Source organism: Micromonospora sp. NPDC005171 (genome assembly GCF_040608575.1).
Classification (GTDB): domain Bacteria; phylum Actinomycetota; class Actinomycetes; order Mycobacteriales; family Micromonosporaceae; genus Micromonospora.
The window spans coordinates 250,761-269,555 of record NZ_JBEXIM010000005.1 but is presented as its reverse complement, the minus strand read 5'-3'; the positions used below and the strand labels follow the sequence as shown (position 1 = coordinate 269,555).

Annotated in this window: 21 protein-coding genes and 1 pseudogene; 11 read left to right on the top strand and 11 right to left on the bottom strand. The window is 69.5% G+C overall.

Going from position 1 to position 18,795, the window contains the following annotated elements; translation table 11 throughout:
* Nucleotides 1–30 precede the first annotated feature (30 nt).
* Nucleotides 31–2,862 carry a PQQ-dependent sugar dehydrogenase gene (locus ABZU74_RS11225; RefSeq protein WP_355421250.1) on the top strand — a complete coding sequence of 944 codons (2,832 nt, stop codon included), beginning with the start codon at nt 31–33 and terminating at the stop codon, nt 2,860–2,862.
* Nucleotides 2,863–2,903: 41 nt separating this feature from the next.
* Here the strand turns inward: ABZU74_RS11225 and ABZU74_RS11220 are convergent, their stop codons facing one another.
* Nucleotides 2,904–3,671, bottom strand: coding sequence for a helix-turn-helix transcriptional regulator (locus ABZU74_RS11220; protein WP_355421247.1), 768 nt, complete (start codon nt 3,669–3,671; stop codon nt 2,904–2,906).
* Nucleotides 3,672–3,751: 80 nt separating this feature from the next.
* On the opposite strand from ABZU74_RS11220, the gene ABZU74_RS11215 reads away from it, so the two are divergent.
* Nucleotides 3,752–4,138 (top strand): nuclear transport factor 2 family protein, encoded by a 387-nt coding sequence (locus ABZU74_RS11215; protein ID WP_355421245.1) that lies wholly within the window; start codon nt 3,752–3,754, stop codon nt 4,136–4,138.
* Here ABZU74_RS11215 and ABZU74_RS11210 read toward each other — a convergent pair.
* Together ABZU74_RS11210 and ABZU74_RS11205 are read right to left on the bottom strand one after the other, a co-directional pair.
* Entirely contained in the window at nt 4,135–5,079 is a 945-nt protein-coding gene (locus tag ABZU74_RS11210; RefSeq protein ID WP_355421242.1) for an acyltransferase domain-containing protein, read from the bottom strand. The two genes, ABZU74_RS11215 and ABZU74_RS11210, sit on opposite strands and share 4 nt — an antisense overlap.
* 29 nt (nt 5,080–5,108) lie before the next feature.
* Complete coding sequence (locus ABZU74_RS11205; RefSeq protein WP_355421239.1) at nt 5,109–5,693, bottom strand: hypothetical protein; 585 nt, start codon at nt 5,691–5,693, stop codon at nt 5,109–5,111.
* A 428-nt stretch (nt 5,694–6,121) separates the two neighbouring features.
* Here ABZU74_RS11205 and ABZU74_RS11200 point away from each other — a divergent pair, with 428 nt between their 5' ends.
* On the top strand, nt 6,122–7,039 hold the full coding sequence (locus ABZU74_RS11200) for an NAD-dependent epimerase/dehydratase family protein (RefSeq protein ID WP_355421236.1): 918 nt from the start codon (nt 6,122–6,124) through the stop codon (nt 7,037–7,039).
* Here ABZU74_RS11200 and ABZU74_RS11195 read toward each other — a convergent pair.
* On the bottom strand, nt 7,007–7,927 hold the full coding sequence (locus tag ABZU74_RS11195; RefSeq protein WP_355421233.1) for a LysR substrate-binding domain-containing protein: 921 nt from the start codon (nt 7,925–7,927) through the stop codon (nt 7,007–7,009). The genes ABZU74_RS11200 and ABZU74_RS11195 overlap by 33 nt on opposite strands.
* Before the next feature lie 169 nt (nt 7,928–8,096).
* Between ABZU74_RS11195 and ABZU74_RS11190 the strand changes: the two genes are divergently transcribed.
* Nucleotides 8,097–8,816 (top strand): SDR family oxidoreductase, encoded by a 720-nt coding sequence (locus ABZU74_RS11190; protein ID WP_355421230.1) that lies wholly within the window; start codon nt 8,097–8,099, stop codon nt 8,814–8,816.
* Nucleotides 8,817–8,943: 127 nt separating this feature from the next.
* Here ABZU74_RS11190 and ABZU74_RS11185 read toward each other — a convergent pair whose 3' ends face one another.
* The 3 genes from ABZU74_RS11185 to ABZU74_RS11175 all read right to left on the bottom strand — a co-directional run bounded on the left by ABZU74_RS11185 (nt 8,944) and on the right by ABZU74_RS11175 (nt 10,972).
* Complete coding sequence (locus tag ABZU74_RS11185) at nt 8,944–9,384, bottom strand: VOC family protein (RefSeq protein ID WP_355421227.1); 441 nt, start codon at nt 9,382–9,384, stop codon at nt 8,944–8,946.
* 88 nt (nt 9,385–9,472) lie between these two features.
* Nucleotides 9,473–10,180: an HAD-IA family hydrolase gene (locus tag ABZU74_RS11180; protein WP_355421224.1), complete on the bottom strand. Its 708-nt coding sequence runs from the start codon at nt 10,178–10,180 to the stop codon at nt 9,473–9,475.
* Nucleotides 10,181–10,228: 48 nt separating this feature from the next.
* Nucleotides 10,229–10,972: a DUF6193 family natural product biosynthesis protein gene (locus ABZU74_RS11175; RefSeq protein ID WP_355421222.1), complete on the bottom strand. Its 744-nt coding sequence runs from the start codon at nt 10,970–10,972 to the stop codon at nt 10,229–10,231.
* Nucleotides 10,973–11,076: 104 nt separating this feature from the next.
* Between ABZU74_RS11175 and ABZU74_RS11170 the strand changes: the two genes are divergently transcribed.
* Nucleotides 11,077–11,568, top strand: coding sequence for a hypothetical protein (locus ABZU74_RS11170; protein ID WP_355421219.1), 492 nt, complete (start codon nt 11,077–11,079; stop codon nt 11,566–11,568).
* A gap of 513 nt (nt 11,569–12,081) precedes the next feature.
* Here the strand turns inward: ABZU74_RS11170 and ABZU74_RS11165 are convergent.
* Nucleotides 12,082–12,858, bottom strand: a complete 777-nt coding sequence (locus ABZU74_RS11165) for an MBL fold metallo-hydrolase (RefSeq protein ID WP_355421216.1) — start codon at nt 12,856–12,858, stop codon at nt 12,082–12,084.
* 142 nt (nt 12,859–13,000) lie between these two features.
* Between ABZU74_RS11165 and ABZU74_RS11160 the strand changes: the two are divergent.
* The 6 genes and pseudogenes from ABZU74_RS11160 to ABZU74_RS11135 form a co-directional block, all read left to right on the top strand.
* Nucleotides 13,001–13,156: pseudogene (locus tag ABZU74_RS11160) on the top strand (ATP-binding protein); the annotation flags it as partial.
* Nucleotides 13,157–13,268: 112 nt separating this feature from the next.
* Nucleotides 13,269–13,661 (top strand): YbaB/EbfC family nucleoid-associated protein, encoded by a 393-nt coding sequence (locus ABZU74_RS11155; protein ID WP_355421214.1) that lies wholly within the window; start codon nt 13,269–13,271, stop codon nt 13,659–13,661.
* A complete protein-coding gene (locus ABZU74_RS11150) occupies nt 13,661–13,975 on the top strand; it encodes a hypothetical protein (RefSeq protein ID WP_355421211.1) in 315 nt (104 codons plus the stop codon). The genes ABZU74_RS11155 and ABZU74_RS11150 overlap by 1 nt, the downstream gene beginning before the upstream one ends.
* 19 nt (nt 13,976–13,994) lie before the next feature.
* Nucleotides 13,995–14,720 carry a hypothetical protein gene (locus ABZU74_RS11145; protein WP_355421208.1) on the top strand — a complete coding sequence of 242 codons (726 nt, stop codon included), beginning with the start codon at nt 13,995–13,997 and terminating at the stop codon, nt 14,718–14,720.
* Between the two features lie 10 nt (nt 14,721–14,730).
* On the top strand, nt 14,731–15,357 hold the full coding sequence (locus ABZU74_RS11140) for a hypothetical protein (RefSeq protein ID WP_355421205.1): 627 nt from the start codon (nt 14,731–14,733) through the stop codon (nt 15,355–15,357).
* Nucleotides 15,358–15,379: 22 nt separating this feature from the next.
* Nucleotides 15,380–15,637 (top strand): hypothetical protein, encoded by a 258-nt coding sequence (locus ABZU74_RS11135; RefSeq protein WP_112625574.1) that lies wholly within the window; start codon nt 15,380–15,382, stop codon nt 15,635–15,637.
* 617 nt (nt 15,638–16,254) lie between these two features.
* On the opposite strand, the gene ABZU74_RS11130 is transcribed toward ABZU74_RS11135, so the two are convergent.
* From ABZU74_RS11130 to ABZU74_RS11120, 3 genes are all read right to left on the bottom strand, one after another.
* Nucleotides 16,255–16,428 carry a hypothetical protein gene (locus tag ABZU74_RS11130; RefSeq protein WP_355421202.1) on the bottom strand — a complete coding sequence of 58 codons (174 nt, stop codon included), beginning with the start codon at nt 16,426–16,428 and terminating at the stop codon, nt 16,255–16,257.
* A complete protein-coding gene (locus tag ABZU74_RS11125) occupies nt 16,425–16,643 on the bottom strand; it encodes a flavin reductase (protein ID WP_355421199.1) in 219 nt (72 codons plus the stop codon). The genes ABZU74_RS11130 and ABZU74_RS11125 overlap by 4 nt, the downstream gene beginning before the upstream one ends.
* A gap of 735 nt (nt 16,644–17,378) precedes the next feature.
* Complete coding sequence (locus ABZU74_RS11120; RefSeq protein ID WP_355421196.1) at nt 17,379–18,575, bottom strand: helix-turn-helix transcriptional regulator; 1,197 nt, start codon at nt 18,573–18,575, stop codon at nt 17,379–17,381.
* Nucleotides 18,576–18,795: the final 220 nt, after the last annotated feature.

Genomic DNA, 18,795 nt, shown 5'->3' with positions numbered 1-18,795 from the left:
CCGTCCCCCGGTCGTCGAGAAAGGACGATCATGCTCTCGTACCCCCGGCGCTGGCCCCGGGCGCTCTTCGCGGCGGTCCTCACCGTCGCGAGCGCGGCCCTCGCTGTGGCTGCACCGTCCACCGCCCAGGCGGTGGTGATTCCCGCCTCCGACTATCAACAGGTCAAACTCGCCACCGGTTCGGGCGAGCTGGGTGAGGCCATGTCCCTGGCCGTCCTGCCCAACCGCTCGGTGCTGCACACCGCCCGCAACGGCGTGCTGCGGGTGACCGACGTGGCCGGCAACACCAAGGTCTCCGGCACCCTGTCCGTCTACACCCACGACGAGGAGGGGTTGCAGGGCGTCGCCGTCGACCCCAACTTCGCCACCAACCGGTGGATCTACCTGTACTACTCCCCCACCCTGAGCACCCCGTCCGGGGACGCCCCGACCACCGGTACGCAGTCCGACTGGGACCGGTGGAAGGGGCACCTGCGGCTGTCCCGGTTCACCCTCAACAGCGACGACACGCTCAACCTGGGCAGCGAAAAGATCGTGCTGCAGGTCGCCAACGACCGGGGGCAATGCTGCCACGTCGGCGGTGACCTGGACTTCGACGGCGCCGGCAACCTGTACCTGACCACCGGCGACGACACCAACCCGTTCGAGTCGTCCGGCTACGCGCCGCTCGACGAGCGGACCAACCGCAACCCGCAGTTCGACGCCCAGCGCTCTGCGGGCAACACCAACGACCTGCGGGGCAAGGTGCTGCGGATCAAGCCCCAGGCGGACGGCACGTACACGATTCCGTCGGGCAACCTGTTCGCCCCCGGCACGGCCAACACCCGTCCGGAGATCTACGCGATGGGGATGCGTAACCCGTTCCGGATGAGCGTCGACAAGGCGACAGGCGTCGTCTACCTCGGCGACTACGGCCCCGACGCCGGCAGCACGAACTCCAGCCGGGGCCCGCAGGGTCAGGTCGAGTTCAACCGCATCACGGCACCCGGCAACTACGGCTGGCCGTACTGCACCGGCAGCAACACGAGCACGGAAACATACAATGAATACACCTTCCCGTCCGGGCCGTCGCAGTCCAAGTACAACTGCACGGGCGGGCCGACCAACAACTCGTTCCGCAACACCGGGCTCGGCACGTTGCCCGCGGCGAAGCCGGCCTGGATCAAGTACGCGGGCGACTCCGGTTCGCCGTCGGAGTTCGGCAGCGGCTCGGAGTCGCCGATGGGTGGGCCGGTCTACCGCTACGACGCCTCGCTCAACTCCAGCATCAAGTTCCCGTCCTCGCTGAACGGTCAGTTCTTCGCCGGCGAGTACGGCCGCCGCTGGATCAAGCCGATCGCTGTCAACTCCGACGGGTCGCGCGGGGAGATCTCCAGCTTTCCGTGGACCGGCACCCAGGTCATGGACATGGCCTTCGGCCCGGACGGCGCGCTCTACGTGCTGGACTACGGCACCGGCTCGAACAACCAGGCGCTCTTCCGGATCGAGTACATCGGTGGTGGCAACCGCAACCCGATCGCGGTCGCCTCGGCGAACCCCACCTCGGGGGCCAACCCGTTGACTGTCAACTTCTCGTCGGCCGGCAGCTCCGACCCGGAGGGTGGCGCGCTCAGCTACCTGTGGACCTTCGGTGACGGCACCACGTCGACGGCGGCCAACCCCACCAAGACGTACACCACAAACGGCACGTACAGCCCCACCCTGAAGGTCACCGACCCGACCGGCCTGTCCGGCACGGCGAGCCTGATCGTCACGGTGGGCAACACCGCCCCGACGGTGTCGCTCACCACGCCCGCCGACGGGCAGCTGTTCACCTTCGGTGACACGGTGCCATACCAGATCTCGGTGAGCGATCCGCAGGATGGCACTATCGACTGCGCCAAGGTGAGCCTGACCTACGCGCTGGGCCACGACAGCCACGCCCACCAGATCACCTCGAAGACCGGGTGCAGCGGGACGATCACCCTCCCGACCGACGGGGAGCACGACTCGGCGGCCAACATCTACGGGGTCTTCGACGCCGCGTACACCGACAACGGCGGGCTCACCACGCACAGCATCAAGACGCTGCAACCGAAGCACCGCCAGGGTGAGCACTTCGGCGCCCAGTCCGGTGTGCAGGCCACCGACCACACCAGCGCCGAGGGTGGCCGCACGGCCGGCTTCATCGAGAACAACGACTGGATCTCGTACCAGCCGTACAACCTGGCCAACGCCAACCGCTTCACCGTGCGGGCGTCGTCGGCCGGCGCCGGTGGCACGATCGAGGTCCGGGCCGGGTCGGCCACCGGCACCCTGCTGGGCACCGTCACGGTGCCGGTGACCGGCAACTGGGAGACCTTCGTCGAGGCGTCCGGCACGATCAGCAACCCACCCACCGCGTCGACGACGCTGTACCTGGTCTTCAAGGGTGGGTCCGGCTACCTGTTCGATGTCGACGCGTTCACCTTCGCCACCGGCACCGGTAGCAGCGCACCGGCGAGCACCCTGCGGGCGCAGGTCAACAGCCAGTACGTGTCGGCGGTCGGCACCAGCCCGTTGATCGCCAACAAGGCGAGTGTCGGCACCACCGAGCAGTTCGACCGGGTGGACGCCGGCAACGGCACCATCGCCCTGCGGTCGCGCGCGAACGGACTCTACGTCTCCGCCGAGAACGCGGGCGCGGAGCCGTTGATCGCCAACCGCACGTCTGTGGGTGCGTGGGAGACCTTCCAGCTCATCAACAACTCCGACGGGACGGTCAGTCTGCGCGCCACGGTCAACAACCAGATCGTGGCCGCAGAGAACGCCGGGGCGGGGGCGCTGATCGCCAACCGCACCTCGGTCGGCTCCTGGGAGAGATTCATCCTGACCACAGGCTGACGAGTGGTGGGGCCCGGTCCGGTCGGTGACCAGGCCGGGCCCTACCGCGTGAAGTAGGCGGCGCTCTCCGGGTCCGCCGGGTAGTAGGACTCCACAGCGATCTCCTCGACGGTGATGTCCATCGGGGTGCCGAAGGTGGTGATGGTGGAGAAGAGCCGCAGCTCCCGCCCACCGATCCGCAGGATCATCGGGAGCACCACGTCGGCGTCGGCTCTCTCGCTCGTCGGCTGGTCGGGCAGCGGGTTGAGCAGTTCCTCGTAGAGTGCCGCGAGCTCCGCGTCGGGAGCGGCGGCGAGCTGGCGCGAGATCCGGCTGCGGAACACCGCCCGTACGTCCCCCAGGTTGACGACCAGCGGGGCGAGGCCACGCGGGTGCAGGCCCAACCGGACCAGGTTCACCGGCGGCCGCAACAGCTCGGGTGCCGCGTACGCGAAGAACGGGTCGACCGCCCGGTTGGTCAGCACGATGTTCCACCGGCGGTCGAAGACCAGCGCCGGATACGGCTCGTGCGCCTGGAGCACCCAACGGACCGCGTCGAGGGCACCGGACAGGGCGGTGTCGTCGAGCGGGCGCTGCGGGTACCGGGGCGCGAAGCCGGCGGCGAGCAACATCTGATTGCGGTCACGCAGCGGCACGTGGAGTTGGTCGGCGAGCCGGAGGATCATGCCGGCGCTCGGCGTGGACTTGCCGGTCTCGACCAGGCTGACGTGCCGCGCCGAGACATCCGCGGCGATGGCCAGGTCGAGTTGGCTGAGCCCTCGGCGTTTGCGCCACTGCCGCAGCAGTTCCCCGACCGCGTACACGATCATGAGCCTACTCATCGTCGCCCGGGACGCCATGAAGTGCGATGTCATCGACAAGCGCCCGGGCCGGGCAAACACTTGCGGCCATGACCATCGAGAACAAGAACATCGTGGGACGTGCGTTGGCGGGCCTTGTCGACACCGGCGACGTCGACACGCTCGCCTCGTTCCTGAGCGATGACTTCCTCCATCACCGGTCGGATTCGACGACCTCGACCAAGGACCAGTGGCTCGCCGCAGTCGGCGCCGCGCTGGGCCCGACCGCCGGGATGCGGGTCGACATCCTGCACCTGCTGGCCGACGGCGACCACGTGGTGGTGCACTCGCGACGCCGACTCCCCGACGCGGGGCCGGAGATCGTGGTGGTCGACGTCCTGCGGATCGCCGACGGGTTCATCGCCGAGGTGTGGGAGGTCATCGAACCGGCCGCCCAGGCGGCCGCCAACGCCGCGTGGTGGGACGCGGACGCCTAGATCGGGAAGCGGCCGTGGCGCCAGTGCCAGTGCCCGCCGGCTTGGAGGTGGTCGATGATCGCCCGCTGGAGCACGGTGCGGCGCGGCAACTCGTCGAGCGGCGTGCTCAGGGTGCGGAACCCGAACCGCAGCACCTCGATGTCGGCGTCCGGCCCCGCCGACTCCTCGTAGGGCTCCAGCTCGAACCGGCGCTGGAACCGCACGATGTTGGAGTCCTCGGGGAGGTACTCCCGCAGCTGCGGGTCGAGCAGCCAGGAGGCGCAGGAGAACGCGGTGTAGTGCTCGTCGGGAAAGTGCCGGGGGAAGAACGCGCGGGCCTCGTCGAGCGACGCCTCGATCGCCGTCGGGGTCAACGGCCCCGACTCCGGGACGTGCAGGCCGATCGCGGCGTCGCCGCGCTGGTGCTGCAGCCGGCCCAGCTCGTAGACGCTGCCGCGCGAGTGCAGCGTCAGCCAGCTCTGCATGATCGGCCAGCCCTCGCCGCGCATCCGTCGGTCGATGGCGAGGTTGCGACCCAGGTCAGCGAGGGTCACCCAGGTCACGGCATCGGGGATGCCGTGGTCGCTGTGGTACCCGCGCACGACGTCGACAAGGGCCAGGTACGCGTACACGTAGAGGTGCCGCCAGGCGGGGCCTCGGTCTCGGGGCAGCTCCGGGCCGGGCGACAGCCAGTCGTAGCCCGCCAGGTCGGCGCGGACCAGGGCGATCGAGCGGTCGAGCAGCCAACGCAGCTCGGGAGTCCACAGCGGAGAGTCGGGGTCGGGCCAGCCCGCCATGATCTCGGCGGCGTCGTCCGGCAACACGGCGAGCCGGTCGAGGATCGCGGGCGCGTCGGCCTTGGCTGGCAACGGCGCTGATGGTCCGTCCCCGGCGAGCCGGCGCACCCGGTCGACCTCCTCGACGGGCACCCCGAGCCGGGCGGCGATGTCGTCCACGTCCACGCCGACGACCCTACCGGCCGGCGGGCATTTCAGGAGTCCGCGGGCACTCCGGCGTCGAGCTGCCCGATCATCGGCGCGAGGAGGTCGTTGAGTTCCCGGGCCAGCACCGCCACGGCCCGGTGCGCCGCCACGGCGACCTCGTCGTCCGGACCGGCGGGCGTCGGCGGCAGGTCGTCGAGCGGGACGGGCGCCTCCACCTGCAGCAGCGCGCGCAGGTGGGGGCGGCGGGTCTGGTCCTGCTCGGTGGGGGTGGTGAACTGCCCGAACAGCTGCGGCCAGTCCTGCCAACCACGGTCGCGCTGCCACTGCTTGGTCCAGGTCAGTTCGGCCGGCCAGCAGGAGGCCACGGTCACCGCGCAGACCAGGCTGCCGTCCCAGGGGCTGCGGGCGCAGGTCGCCGAGATGACCCGTCGGTGCCAACGGACGAAGCCGGGCGACAGCTCGGTGGCCAGCCGCCAGGCCGTCACCGCGAACGCCACCGGCGCGAAGTCACCCCAGGTGTCGGCGAACTCGTCGACCCGGCGAAAGACCTCGGCCTCGTACCGGCCGCGCCCGTCGGTGCCGTGTTCGCGGTCGAACTGCTCGTCCAGCCAGAAGGCGCGCGGCTCCGGCATCCCCAACCCCCGTTTATGAGAAGTTCTCGGATGCACGGCGGTGCATCACAGTCAGGCAACCGTCACCGAACGTATACGCACGCCCACTGTAGACCCTCTTCGCCCGAGCCTAGCGTCTGCGGGAGGACGTCGGAGCGCATCGGCTCCGACCATCAACCTCAGGGGGCTCGGCGCGTAGCCGACTCGGATTCCTCACGGTGGGCAGAACGGTGCTTGCCGCTCTCACCGTCGCGCCGGCCCAGGCGGGCGCGACCGCCACCGCCGGCGACCGTGGCCGAAGCGCTCGCCGCCATCCAACGGCGGCCGTCCACCGACGCCGACACCGCGGCGAGGTTGAGCACGGTCGCGAGGAACAAGCAGTGACCGGTACCCACGTCGGCGGTGACAGTGGGTTGACAAGGCACGGGTTCGAGAGTGGACGATGCACCGTGCGAATTCTTGTGGTGGGTGGCAGTGGTCTGATCGGCGCGCACGTCGTGGACGTGCTCCGGGAGCGTGGTCACACCACGACCACTGTGGCGCGTACCGCCCAGCCGGGCGTCGACCACCTGCTCGACGTCGGGTCCGCCTCGGTCGAGGAACTGCGGCCGTTGCTGGCCGGCCACGACGGCGTCGTGTACGCCACCCGCACCGACGAGCAACGGCCGCTGCCCAAGCCGATCTATCCCGAGTTCCGCCGCGACAACGTCGACCCGGTGGTACGCCTGTTCACCGCCGCCCGCCTCGAAGGGCTCACCCGGGGCGTCGTGATGGGCTCCTACTACACCTACTTCGACCGGCTCCACCCGCAGTGGCGCCTCGCCGAACGGCACACGTACATCCGGTGTCGCCTGGAGCAGGCCCGGGAGGGGCGGGCCGCCGCCGGCGAGGGCCTGCCCGTCGCCGTACTCGAACTGCCCTTCGTCTTCGGTCGCGTCGGCGACCGGCTGCCCAACTGGGCCGGACCGCTGGACCGGTGGGCCCGCTCGCGTACCCCGCTGGTCGCCCCGACCGGCGGCAGCGCCGCGGCCTCCGCCCGCAGCGTGGCCGAGGTCGCTGTCGACGCCCTGGAGCAGGCCAGCGGCGCGGACCTCCCGGTCGCCGACGAGAACCTCACCTGGCACGACATGATCGCGCGCATCGCCGACGCGGTCGGTCGGCGTCGCCGGGTCGCGCGGATGCCGTCCGCCGCGGCGAAGGCCGCGCTGCGACTGGGCGGCGCGCTACAGGCCCTCGGCCGCAAGGAGTCGGGGGTCAACCCCAGCTACCTCGCCGACCTCCTGCTCACCGACCTGTTCATCGAACCGACGAGCGGTCGACCGCTGGACCCGGCCCTACGCGAAACCTTCCCGAGCGGCGCCGCCTGACCCCCCTCGGCGTCGGTCGTCAGGTTGCGGGGCCTGCCGCACGGCGAGGTCCACGAACTCGTGCACCAGGGGCGACCGGTTGTCCTCGGCCCAGGCCAGGCACACCTGGTTGTGGCCGAGGTCAGTGACGGGCACGTGGCTGACGTCGGGTCTCGTGTAGAACGTCGCCGTCGACAGCGGCAGGATCACCATCCCGGCGTACGCGGCGACATGCTCCAGCTTCTCCTCGACGGAGTTCAGCTCGGGCCGAGGGCGGGGATCGGGGTCGACGGGGCGGTTCGGCAGGTCCCGCCACTCCGGCACCGCGTCCGGGTCCTGCAACAGCCGCTCCTCGACCAGCTCGGCGAGGCCGACCGACTCCTTGCCAGCCAGCCGGTGATCGGTGGGTAGGACGACGACCCGGGGTTCGGTGAACAGTGGCCGCAGGCACAGGCCGCGCTGGTCGACCGGAAGCCGCACGTAGCTGACGTCAGCGCGCCCCTCGCGGACGATGTCGGCCTGGTCGTCCCAGGACGTACGGACGACGTTGACGGCCAGGTCGGGGTGCCGCTGGCCGATGGCGCGGGCCTCGGCGGTGACGAGAAGGCCCGGCATGAACGCGATGGTGAACGTCGGCCTGCCGTGCGCGGCCCGTTGCACCCGCCGCCGCAGGGCGTCCGCCGAGGCGAGCAGCGGGCGGGCGTCGGTCAGCAGCTGTCGACCGGCCTCGGTCAGCGCTGTGGAGCGGCGGTCCCGAACGAAGAGCTCGGCGCGCAGTTCGTGCTCGAAGGCCCGGATCTGACGCGAAAGGACCGGCTGGGCGATGTGCAGTCGGGCGGCGGCGCGACCGAAGTGCAGCTCCTCCGCGACCGCCACGAAGTAGCGAAGCTTGCGTAGATCGACGTCCACCCTGCCCCCGTCCCGATTCCCGCTCCGGGCGGTTCCATGATACCCGTCGGGTATGAGTGGGGTGATGCCCAACGGGCATCACAGGAGGTGGAAGAGGTCTTGGACGCGGACGTTCCCGGCGGCGCACGGTGGTAACCGTCTCCACCACACGATCCGGAAGGACACCAGCATGACCCTCATCGACCAGCGCGTCGTCGTCCTCGGCGGAACGTCGGGGATCGGCCTCGCCACCGCCGCCCGTGCCGCCCGCGAGGGCGCCCAGGTCGTGGTCGCCTCCAGCAACCAGCGCAGCGTGGACCGCGCCCTGACGACCCTGCCGACCACCACCCAGGGGTACGTCGCCAACCTCACCGACCCGGAGGCCGTGTCCCGGCTGTTCCACGATCTCGGCTCGTTCGACCACCTCGTCTACACCGCCGGCGAACCCCTCGCGCTGATGTCCGTCGACGCCCTCGACCTCGCCGCCGCCCGTACCGCCTTCGACCTGCGCTACTTCGGCTCCCTGTCGGCGGTCAACGCGGCACTGCCGTACCTGCGCCCCGGCGGGTCGATCACCCTCACCACCGGCACCGCCAACCACCGGCCCAGCGCCGGCTGGTCGGTCGCCGCCAGCATCACCGGGGCGATCGACGCGCTGGTTCGCGCGCTCGCCGTCGAACTCGCCCCGATCCGGGTCAACGCCGTCTCCGCCGGCGTGATCCGCTCACCGCTCTGGGACTCCCTGCCCGAGGCAACCCGGGAGCAGATGTACGCGCAGCTCAGCGAGTCGCTTCCGCTGGGCCGGGTGGGCGAGCCCGAGGAGGTCGCCGAGGCGTTCGTCTACCTCCTGCAAGCGACCTACGCCACCGGCACGGTGGTGACAGTGGACGGCGGCACCCTGGTCGCCTGAGCCCGCCGCCCGCGCCTGGGCGCTGCGCCCTCCACGATCCGCCCTACTTCAGGGATGTAGTGGTCTCCGCCGCTCGCGAGGCCCCTACATCCTTGAAGTAGTGGGTGGGCCCGACCGGCGGCGGCCGTCAGCGGAGCTGTTCAGCCAGGCCGACGATGATGCCCTCGGGGCCCCGTACGTAGCAGAGCCGGTAGATGTCCTCGAACCGCTCCACCTCCCCGACGAGTTCGGCGCCGTGGCCGCGCAACCGGGTGATCACGTCCTCGATGTCGTCGACGGCGAACATGATGCGCCGAATGCCCAGCGTGTTCGCCGGCGCGTCCTTCGGCTCCGCGCTGATCGCCGCCGGTCGGTGGAACATCGCCAGCTCGACCTTGCCGTGGCCGTCCGGGGTCCGCAGCATCGCGACCTCCTGCCGGACGTCGTCGATCCCGATGACCCGCTCCACCCACCGCCCCTCGACCGGCCCTCGCCCCTCCAACTCCATGCCGAGTTCGACGAAGAACGCGATGACCGCGTCAAGATCCTCGACAACGATGAGGACGTTGTCCATCCGCTGGATCCCCATGCTGGATCTCCCTGCTCTGGTGCGCTCACAGTGACCGCATCCTCCCCGAGGACGGAGCCAGTCGGCGGTTCTCGACATCCAACACGTTTCACGCTGTCCTGTGTCCCGTGTGTGCCCCGGACTCCATGACCGTGGACGGCTCTCGGAACATGGCGGGCAGGTCGCCCAGGGTGGGGAATACCGGCCCGCCCCAGCTCGGGTCGGTGTCGTTGTGCTCTGTGGTCCGGAAGACGGTCATACCGACCGCTGCCGCCCCCGCCAGCTCACCGTCTGCACCGTCACCAACAAAGACACACTCTGCCGGCCCAACGCCCAGGCGCTCGGCAGCAAGGTGATAGATCGCCGGGTCGGGCTTGGCCAGCCCGACATCGCAGGAGAAGACCGTTACATCGAACCGTTGGGCGAGCGGACTCTGCGGCCACGCCTCGGCAGTGTCCGAGGTGGCATTGCTGATCAGGGCCAGCGGGTGCCCGTCGCCGCGGAGCGCGTCGAGCACGTCCAAGGTGGCGGTCGAGACGCTGTCCAGCACCCGCCGGGCAAGGGCTCGCCGATGCTCACCGGCCCGTGTCACCTGTTCGTTGGTTGGTGTGCCACCGACACGTCCGGCGAGGATGCGGATGGTCTCCTCCACGTCCCACCGGACCAGCCGGTCCCGCCAGGTGGCGTGGTACGCGGCGACCAGCTCGGTCGGAGCTACCCCAACCATGACCGCCATCTCGCCGACAACCCGGTCACGCTCCTCGTCGGCTCCCTGAACCAGGGTATGAAAGAGGTCGAATACCACTGGTCGAGACATCTCAGCATCCTACTGAGATCGTCACCGCAGTCACCTTGCACGCCATGCCTAGCGGCGCTGCCCCTCGTATCGTCCAGCGACAGCTGGGCCGAGGTCGGCCGGAAGGTGGGCGACAGCGAGCGCCACTGCCTCCGTGGCGGTTGCGGTCTCGCCGAGGACCTCACGCCGTCCCCAGACCCGGAAGTTTGAACGCGAACCGTGCGCGCTGAGACTGACCAGGTTGGGCGAGAACGGATATCCCGTGGTGGTGGAGAAGTTCAAGACGGAGTGACTCGTGTACGGGTAGAGCTGCCGTAGCCTCGGCTCGTTGTAGGCCGCCTCGATCAGCGCCGTGTGGTTTGGCCAATCGGCTTCTTCGGTGCGCTGTCTGAGCCACTGCCATTCGGCCGCCACCACTCCCGCCGGGCCCTGCTCGACGACCTCGCCCCGGCGAGTCAGCACGACGAATGGCGCCGAACGCCTGATGTCGTGCAACGGCGTGCCGGCACGCCAGCCGTGCGCCGCACGGACGACCCCGACCAGGTCGTCGGTGTCGCCAACGATCAAGGCGATCCCCTGCCCCCAGCCTTCGAGACTGAAGCGGCGTTCACCGGTGCTCGCACTCACCGTCAGATCGTCACGTACTGGGGATTCACCAGGGACACTTGCCGAGGTCAGGGGCGAGGACGAGTCCAGGGCTCGAACCGTTCCGAGCGACAGACCATGCTGAACAGCGATGGCATCGAGGGCGGCGGCAAGACTCCCCGCGGTTGCCACCTCGGGGTACAGGTCTTCAACGGGATCGCTCGGCATGCAGGCATTCTGCCGCAACCCGGTGCCGGCAGCCGTCCGTGCGTCCGAGCCGATCGAGGCGAATACGGGCGGACGACGCGAACCGCCTCTGGCATCCTGCCGACGTGGACGAGACGCTTAACGTGCTGGGCCTGGCAGAACGCGCCCACGAGCTGCTCATGCCCCGAGCCGCCGCGCGCTGGCCCAAGGACCGCCCCCGCCCGACACTGACCGTGCTCGAACTGTTGATCGATGGAACTCCGTTCCTCGACATGGTTCACGCGCGACGACCCGGCTACTCACTCCGCTCACCGCTCTGGGTCGGCTATCCGCGAATCCTGCAATCCCATGCACGGGCACTCCTCGGCGAAGCACCGTCGGACCTGGCCGCCGAAGATCCGCCAGATCATGTCGCGCTACTCATGTGCCCCAGTTGCGGAACGGGGGGCTGCGGCGTGCTGTCTGCCCGGCTGCTGCGAGGGAGCGGCCGAGTCCACTGGACCGACATCGGTCGCCAGGTGCCCGACCTGGGAGATCTTGGCACGTTGACGTTCGATGCCGACCAGTACGCCGCAACCCTGAGGCCCCTGGCCGAGCTGCGGCCCTGCGGTGACTAGTCCCGGTCCCACTCCGTCGAAGCGGTGAGCACCAGCGGGATCGTGTCGACCAGCTCTTGCGGTCCCTCGATCTGCCACGCACGTACACAGCAGCCGCAGCCGGTCTCCGTTATCCGGCCTGCTGTGACGGGCTCAGTCTTCACACCACCATCTTGCCGGTGCCCGTGCGGCCCGGCTACCCCATGACCTCCAGGCGACAATCGCGGCACGCCTACCTGCTGCCCTGTCGAACTCTGGCTCCGGGCATGGTCATCGCTCGCCAGTCCCCCTACGGCTACCCTCGCGCGGTGGAGCCAGAACGCCAGGACACGGAGGCACCTCCGCCTCGCCCCACAGGCGTTCACCGCCGATGCCCGGAATGCCGTGGTGTTGCGCGGCTCCCGGGCATGGTGAAAACCACGGGCATGGGTAAGGGAATGGGAAGCGTTTTCGGGCCCTGCCCCACTTGTGACGGCGTTGGCTACCTGACCGATGATGACGAAGCGGACTGACCATGGGCAGAAGCAGGGCTCGTCAGCCGTGACCGTGACAGGCGCATCCGCCATCTGGCGTCCCAAGCATCAGGGTGAGCCCTTCCTCAGCCGCCAGCACGGCAGCGCCGAACTCCACCTGAGCGGCGGCCACTGCCGCCTCCCGGTCGTTGCCGGGCCAAAATTGGGTGAGCATCAGGCGGCGGACACCCGCCCGACGAGCCCACCGACCAGCCTCGGTGGAGGTCATCAGATTTCGGGTGGGACGGCTTGTCTCGCCGCCGCGGTCCGTCGCCTCGACGATGAACAGGTCGGCGCCACGCCCCAGCTCGGCCAACGCGGGAGTCGGCCCCGTGTCTCCGGAGTAGGCGAAGGCAATCCCGTCGGCCTCAATCCGGACGCCGGCGTTGGGCACGAAGTGCGGCAGAGACAGCCCGGTGAGGTCGAACGGCCCGACCCGGTAGCTGCCGGGTAGTGGGTGCACCTCGAATACCGCGTGCAGGTCGACGTCGGGCTCCAAGCCGCTGAGCCGGTCGAGCACGCCGGGCGGGCAGTACAACGGCAGCCGTGGTCCCCCCGGCTGACCGTAGAACCGCATCCTGAACAGACCGTGCAGGTCGACGTAGTGATCCGGGTGCTCATGGGTGATGACGACAGCGTCCACCGCACCATCGGGCCAGTGCCTGAGCAACCGCGGTAGCGTGGCGTAGCCCAGGTCAAGCACCAAGCGGTAGCCGTCCCAGTCCACCGCGAAACCGCTACAGGCACGGCCTGGCTCGGGAAAAGCACCACAACTACCGAGTACGGTGACCTGCCGCATCCAGGCAGCGTCTCACCTTGCCTGCTGGGGCCGAATGCCTGGGTAGGAGCGTCCCGGCCTCGTGCAGCCCGATCGTCACCCAGTCCCCCCGGCCCCGGAATGGAGGTCCGGCTGGCCGGAGCCTCACCTGCCGGTTGTGAGCCGGTGGGGCGAAGTCTTCGGCAACGACGTGGTAGCCGCAGCCATGATCGACCGCCTTGTCCACCACGCTGAGGTGATCTCGATGAAGGGCGACAGTTACCGGCTCAAAGACCGCGACCTCGGCCGCGTTCCCGCAGCCACCAAAACCAACGACTGAACATCGACAACCAGCGAGATCACGCTGCATTCGCTCGGCAATCCTGGTGTGGCGGGCCGCGGCTACACTGACGCCTCCAAAGCCCCTGCTCGGCAACGGAAACGGAGGCGCGATGGGTAATCCGCTGTTGGACGCCGAGGATGCGCGGGAACGCCTGGAGGCATGGCAGGCCAATGCCTTGCGTCGGGCCGCCGACACGCAGGCCGCCGCTGCCGGCTTGGGCGCGCTGCGGGTCACGGCCAGCGACGCCCACGGGATCGTCGAGGTCACCGTCGACTCCACGGGGGCGATGGCCGACGTCCGGCTCTCCGCGCGGGTGCAGCGCGTGAGTCTGGAGCAGACGCAGCAGGCGATCATGGGCGCCTATCGCAATGCGCGGGTCAAGCTCGCCGAGGCCGCCGCCGAGGTCGTGCGGGAGACGGTCGGCGCCGACTCGGCGACCGGCCGGGCCCTGCTGGCCGGATTCCGGACCGCCGACACCGAGGACGATGAGGGGCGTTACTGATGCACGGGGGGTTCGAGGTCGACGTCGAGGCGCTGCGCGCGCACGCCACGGCCATGTTGGCCATTCACGACCGCTTCGCCGCCGTCAAGGCCGCGAGCGGCACCATCTTCCAGGCCGACGAGGCGTACGGGCAGCTCTGCCAGTTCTTACCGCCCATCCTGGAGGGACGCCACCGGGACCAGGACAAGGGCGTGGGGATGCTCGCCGAGAACATCGAGCTGCTCGCCGCGGGAATCAAGAAAACCGCCGACGCCTACCAGCGGGCCGAGGAGTCGACCACCGACGGCTTCAACTCCTTCCACTCCGCGACCTGAGCCGGCCCGGCGTCCTCTCATGAGCAACCCACTGGTCGCCACGACCTCCGACATCCCTTCGACCAGCGCCGCGCACCGCGACGGCTGGACCGGCCTGCCGCTCGCCGACGACTACATGGGCATCAAGGACGCCATCGACTCCGGCAGCTGGATCGACGGCTCAATCGCGGGCTTGGGCGCCGCTCTCGACGGGGCGGCCATCGCCATCGACCCGTTCAGCACGCTCCTGTCGATGGGCATCGAGTGGGCCATCGAGCAGGTCGAGCCACTGAAGCAGGCACTCGACTGGCTCGCCGGTGACCCCGCGACCATCGAGACGCACGCCATGACCTGGGACAACATGGCCAGTGAGCTGCTCTCCATCGCCGAGGCCCTCAAGACGCGGCTGGTCGGCGACCTCAACGAATGGCAGGGCGCCGCCGCCGACGCCTACCGCGACATCCTCACCATCAACATCGACGTCGCCGGGATCTTCGCGGGCACGGCCGCCGGCATGGGTGCCGCGACCCGTGGCGCGGGAATCCTGGTGCAGACGGTGCGGGAGGTCGTGCGCGCCTTCATCGCCGACTGCATCGCCAAGGTCGTGGTGTGGCTGGCCGAGGTGGTCTTCTCTCTCGGCTTCGCCACACCGCTGGTCGCCTCCCAGCTCGCGATCGCCGTCGTCCGCTGGACCGGCCGCATCTTCGGCTGGCTGATGGGCCTGATCACCAGCCTATCCGCCCTTCGCGCACTCCTCGACGTCTAGGCGGCCCCCGATGCGACAACTCATGGCGGCTCTGCGGACCACCGCCGTCCTGGTGGTCCTGTTCGCTGTGGCGGGTCTCCACAAGCATCCCTCAGGCCCCACCCCACCGCACGGCGGTGGCGACGATGGCCCCAAGCGTCCCAAGTTCAACCCCGGAATGATGCCCAAGCGCGTGGGACCAGCCCAGCAGCACGGCATCAAGCGCGCCGAGGAGGGCCGCCCGAAGGGCGCCGACACATCCGAGCCCGAGGCGCCCAAGAAGACCAACCCCTGGGACGACCCCGACTTCACCGACGCCAGATACGACATGCACCGCTTCGGTGAGATGGGCGACGGGGCGATGGACAAGATCTGGGACGGCGACGGCCTGGGCAGTGGCAACCACAAGCCCTCGTCCACCGAGCCCGGCAAGACGCTCTTCCCGCCCGGCACCACCAAGGCGCAGGTCGAGGGCTGGTTCAAGAGCATCGCCGCCAACCCCGACAGCCGCCCTCAGGCGCGTCCCCACGGCGACGGCTGGGTCGTCAGCGGCACCCGCGACGGCATCACCTGCGTCGTTACCCTGGACAAGGACGGCAGCATCTCCGGCGGCTTCCCCGTCAGCGGCGAGGGCGTCACCACCAACCCGCCGGCCTAGCCACCGAACCCACGGGAGACCCATGGAAGTCATCGATTTCTACCGGCTCAGCCGCCGGATCACCGACCAGCTCGCACCCAAGATCAGCCCGAATTACCGGCCGATCGTCCTGACCGCCGGAGGCGCCGGGGCCTGGGACCTGGCGATCCCGACGCTCGTCGGCGCCCTGTCGGAGGAGGACGTTGTGATCACAACGGCGGAGAAGGACGCGCTGCGGGAGCTCATGGAGTTCCGCCGGGAACCTCTGACGTACCTGGAGCAGATCCGGACCTCGGACTGACGGCCGAAGCGTAGATCGGGCCCCTCGAACCCTGCACCGTGTCGACCAGCGGGCGTCCCATGCCTGGCCCGATCTCGGCGAGCATGTCGATGGCGACATTCACCGAACGGTAGATCTCGGGATCCGACTGCGGAAGGTGTCAAGATTTTTGAGCGGGTTGATCAGGGATTCTTTGAGCGAATCTGCTGGTCGTCCTGCTCCTGGGCGGGTGGGTTGATCCATGCCGCTGCGGGCAGGACTGCTGGTTCGGGGTGTTTACGGACGAATCGTTCGGGGTGGCGCTGGTAGGCGGCGGTCAGGACCTCGGCGCGGACCGCGTGGACGGTGCCGGCGTGTCCGTGACCTGCCGCATCCAGGCAGCGTCTCACCTGGCCTACTGGGGCCGACTCCCTGGGCAGGATTGTCCCGGCCTCGTGCGCCCCGATCGTCACACAGTTAGTCCCCCAGCCGAACGGCATCGCCGCGAGCACGCACGCTCGGACTCGCGCACCAACGGGCAGTATCGACGTGCTCCCCGACCATGAGCGCCTTGCCCGTTCGGCTCTGCCGTCGAGCAAGCTCCAAGCATCAAGTGCGGCTAGCACAGTTGCCGTACTTCGGTGCTGTACTGCTGGCCATCAGACGAGACGTTGGGTGCGGACCTTCGGGCGCTCGTTCCTGAGGTGGCCATGCTTGTGTTGGCGGACCTGCTCGTCCCAGACCTCCTGGTCGTAGTCCGGGTCCGGCGGGATCCACCTGTGGGAGCCGTCGCTGTAGTGGAACTTCTCGTCGTCCGGCCGCAGGATGCTCATCGGGTCCAGCCGAGGAATCGGTAGTGCAGGTGGCCGGAGGGAACGTGGGCAAGGTCTTGAGCGGCGTCGACGAGGTGGCCGGCCAGGTAGAGGGCGAGTGACACCGGCGCACGGTGATACTCGGCCAGCAGCTCGCGCCGACGGGTCGCACAGGGCCAGTCGGCACCGCAGCCGCCACACATCCAGGCCGGCCTGACCGGGAGATGGGTCGTCATCTCGCTGCCGACGCGTGGGTTGTCTGGAAAGCAGTAGATGGTGGGCGACGAACTGCCCGAACGACTCGGCCCACTCCCTGCAGCGCGCGGCGGTGCGGCAGCGCGAGCTGCTGCTGCTTACCGCCTGGTGCTCGACGAGAATGCGTCGCCGGCCGTGCCAAGGTCGGGACGGTCACGACGACCGCTCACCCGCTGCCGTCGCGACCAGGACGTCCACGCTGACCAGTAGCTTTTAGCAGAACGGCGCCGTGCAGTCGGCGGACTCCCACGCGCACTCCAGCCCGTGGCCGTACACCCAGGCATACGCGGGGTCGTGAGAGTCGTGGACAGACACGACCCGGATGTCGTGGTAGGTGTGGCCGGGCTGCCCGGGCCGGATCTGCCACTCGCCGGGTCGAACCGACACCCGGGTGCCCTGGGCGGGCATCGCCCGGGCGGTCACCGGGTCGGCCCGTCGTAAAAGTGCTCGGCGGCCCGGCCGCGGGCCTGGGAGAGCAGCTGGTCCTTGGCGGCTGCCTGCTCGCGGGCCTGGATAGGCGGGCCCGCGAGCTCGACCGCTAGCGGCTTCCAGCAGCCGCCGCAACCTGAGGACAATGTGCATGTTGTCGCCTCCCCCGGTCCGGGGGCGCGACGATCCTCGCGATAGCGCTGCAGTCGATCCGCGCCCGGTTCAGTGACCAGGACGTTATGTACGCACACGGACCGCAATGGGGACGGTCTGTCCCCCTGGGACAACTACCCCTCCAAGCCCATGGCAAGCGCCAGCTCGCGCGCGTCCTCGCCCACCGTCCCCGGCCGGGACGACAACTCCAGCGCGGCCGTGCGTGAGTAGGGGTTGTGCCGGACGGTGTCCACGCTCTCGCGCAACGCCCGGCCGAGCAGGTGCACAGCGGCGACTTCCTCACGACGCAGCAGGTGCGCCCGAGCGGCGTCGATCAAGTGCCCAGCACGGCGGGTACGCGACGGCAGCGCGCTGTAGTTCGTCGAGTCAGCGCGCCGCACTGCCTCCCCGGCATGGCACAGATCCGTCTCCAACGTCACTGCATACGCGGCGCAGGCCGCCGGGCCGAACATCAGCCACGGGTGGGCGTAATCAGCACCCAGCCGGTCAGCGGCGGCGTCAGCCGCGTCCCAGGCCCGCCACGCCTGCCCGTCCCGGCCCGCCTTTGCGTGGCCAAGCGCGCGACCCAGTTGAAGCTGCGCCCACCGGGCGTACTGCTCCACACCCGCCTCCTTGTCGACGAGTTGCTCGGCGTCGACGAGCACGAGATCGGCTGCGTCGAGCTGGTTCGCTGACCGGTAGACGTGCGCGTAGTACCACGCCGCGGCTGCGATCGCGTCTGGGTCGTCGGCATCCTGCGCGGCGCTCATGGCGCGGTCGGCCGCTAACCACACAAGCTCCGGGTATGGCTGGTGGGCGACATACAGCTGCGCCAAGTGGTAAACGCGTGCCAGCTCGGCCAGTGCAGTCCGCCTATCCGCGCCGTCGAGCCGCCGCGATGAGCGTCGGGCGTCGTCGAGAAGTCCTGGTAGTACTGCGGCTACAGCGGTTCGTTCGGTGCTGGATCGGTGCCACAGCGACCACGCCTGGTCAACGAGTCCGCGCAGCACGGCGACAGGCATCGGATCACCGGCCGGCACGGTGGCGCGTTGCATCGCCGCAGCGACGCTGTCGACGGCAGGGTGCCCGGCGCGGGTCACGGATGCAACCGGCAGAGATTGGTCGCCGGTCAGCTCAGCCAGGTCGGTGAGGTCGAGGACCTCCGCCAAGCGCAGTAGCATCGGTAGCCGCGGCGTGAGTAGGCGTCCAGTCTCCAAAGCTTTGACCCAGTCGGCGCTGCGGCCGACGAGTCCGCCGAGGACGGCGCGGGTCTTCCCGACGTGTTCACGATGCGCGCGTAGGCGGGTGCCAAAGGTGGTCGGCTCAGTCATAGCCGCGGCCTTCCCCAGGTAGCGGTCTGGGCGGCGGCCCGCCGACCGCTACAACCGGCGGGCCTGCCATCACCGACGGTACCGCGATGAGTCACACGAGTCGCGGACACGCGGGTGCGGAATCTGGAGCTGGCGGCCGGTGGGCAAACACTGGCTGCCTGTCTGCGGCGCACCCTCACCGTCGACCGGCAGGTCCAACCCGGTGCCGCACCTCGGACGC

Coding starts and splice junctions, on each gene's coding strand:
- ABZU74_RS11225 (WP_355421250.1), top strand. CDS start 31: ATGCTCTCGTACCCCCGGCGCTGGCCCCGGGCGCTCTTCGCGGCGGTC.
- ABZU74_RS11220 (WP_355421247.1), bottom strand. CDS start 3,671: ATGATCGTGTACGCGGTCGGGGAACTGCTGCGGCAGTGGCGCAAACGC.
- ABZU74_RS11215 (WP_355421245.1), top strand. CDS start 3,752: ATGACCATCGAGAACAAGAACATCGTGGGACGTGCGTTGGCGGGCCTT.
- ABZU74_RS11205 (WP_355421239.1), bottom strand. CDS start 5,693: ATGCCGGAGCCGCGCGCCTTCTGGCTGGACGAGCAGTTCGACCGCGAA.
- ABZU74_RS11190 (WP_355421230.1), top strand. CDS start 8,097: ATGACCCTCATCGACCAGCGCGTCGTCGTCCTCGGCGGAACGTCGGGG.
- ABZU74_RS11185 (WP_355421227.1), bottom strand. CDS start 9,384: ATGGGGATCCAGCGGATGGACAACGTCCTCATCGTTGTCGAGGATCTT.
- ABZU74_RS11180 (WP_355421224.1), bottom strand. CDS start 10,180: ATGTCTCGACCAGTGGTATTCGACCTCTTTCATACCCTGGTTCAGGGA.
- ABZU74_RS11175 (WP_355421222.1), bottom strand. CDS start 10,972: ATGCCGAGCGATCCCGTTGAAGACCTGTACCCCGAGGTGGCAACCGCG.
- ABZU74_RS11165 (WP_355421216.1), bottom strand. CDS start 12,858: ATGCGGCAGGTCACCGTACTCGGTAGTTGTGGTGCTTTTCCCGAGCCA.
- ABZU74_RS11155 (WP_355421214.1), top strand. CDS start 13,269: ATGGGTAATCCGCTGTTGGACGCCGAGGATGCGCGGGAACGCCTGGAG.
- ABZU74_RS11150 (WP_355421211.1), top strand. CDS start 13,661: ATGCACGGGGGGTTCGAGGTCGACGTCGAGGCGCTGCGCGCGCACGCC.
- ABZU74_RS11145 (WP_355421208.1), top strand. CDS start 13,995: ATGAGCAACCCACTGGTCGCCACGACCTCCGACATCCCTTCGACCAGC.
- ABZU74_RS11140 (WP_355421205.1), top strand. CDS start 14,731: ATGCGACAACTCATGGCGGCTCTGCGGACCACCGCCGTCCTGGTGGTC.
- ABZU74_RS11135 (WP_112625574.1), top strand. CDS start 15,380: ATGGAAGTCATCGATTTCTACCGGCTCAGCCGCCGGATCACCGACCAG.
- ABZU74_RS11130 (WP_355421202.1), bottom strand. CDS start 16,428: ATGAGCATCCTGCGGCCGGACGACGAGAAGTTCCACTACAGCGACGGC.
- ABZU74_RS11125 (WP_355421199.1), bottom strand. CDS start 16,643: ATGACGACCCATCTCCCGGTCAGGCCGGCCTGGATGTGTGGCGGCTGC.
- ABZU74_RS11120 (WP_355421196.1), bottom strand. CDS start 18,575: ATGACTGAGCCGACCACCTTTGGCACCCGCCTACGCGCGCATCGTGAA.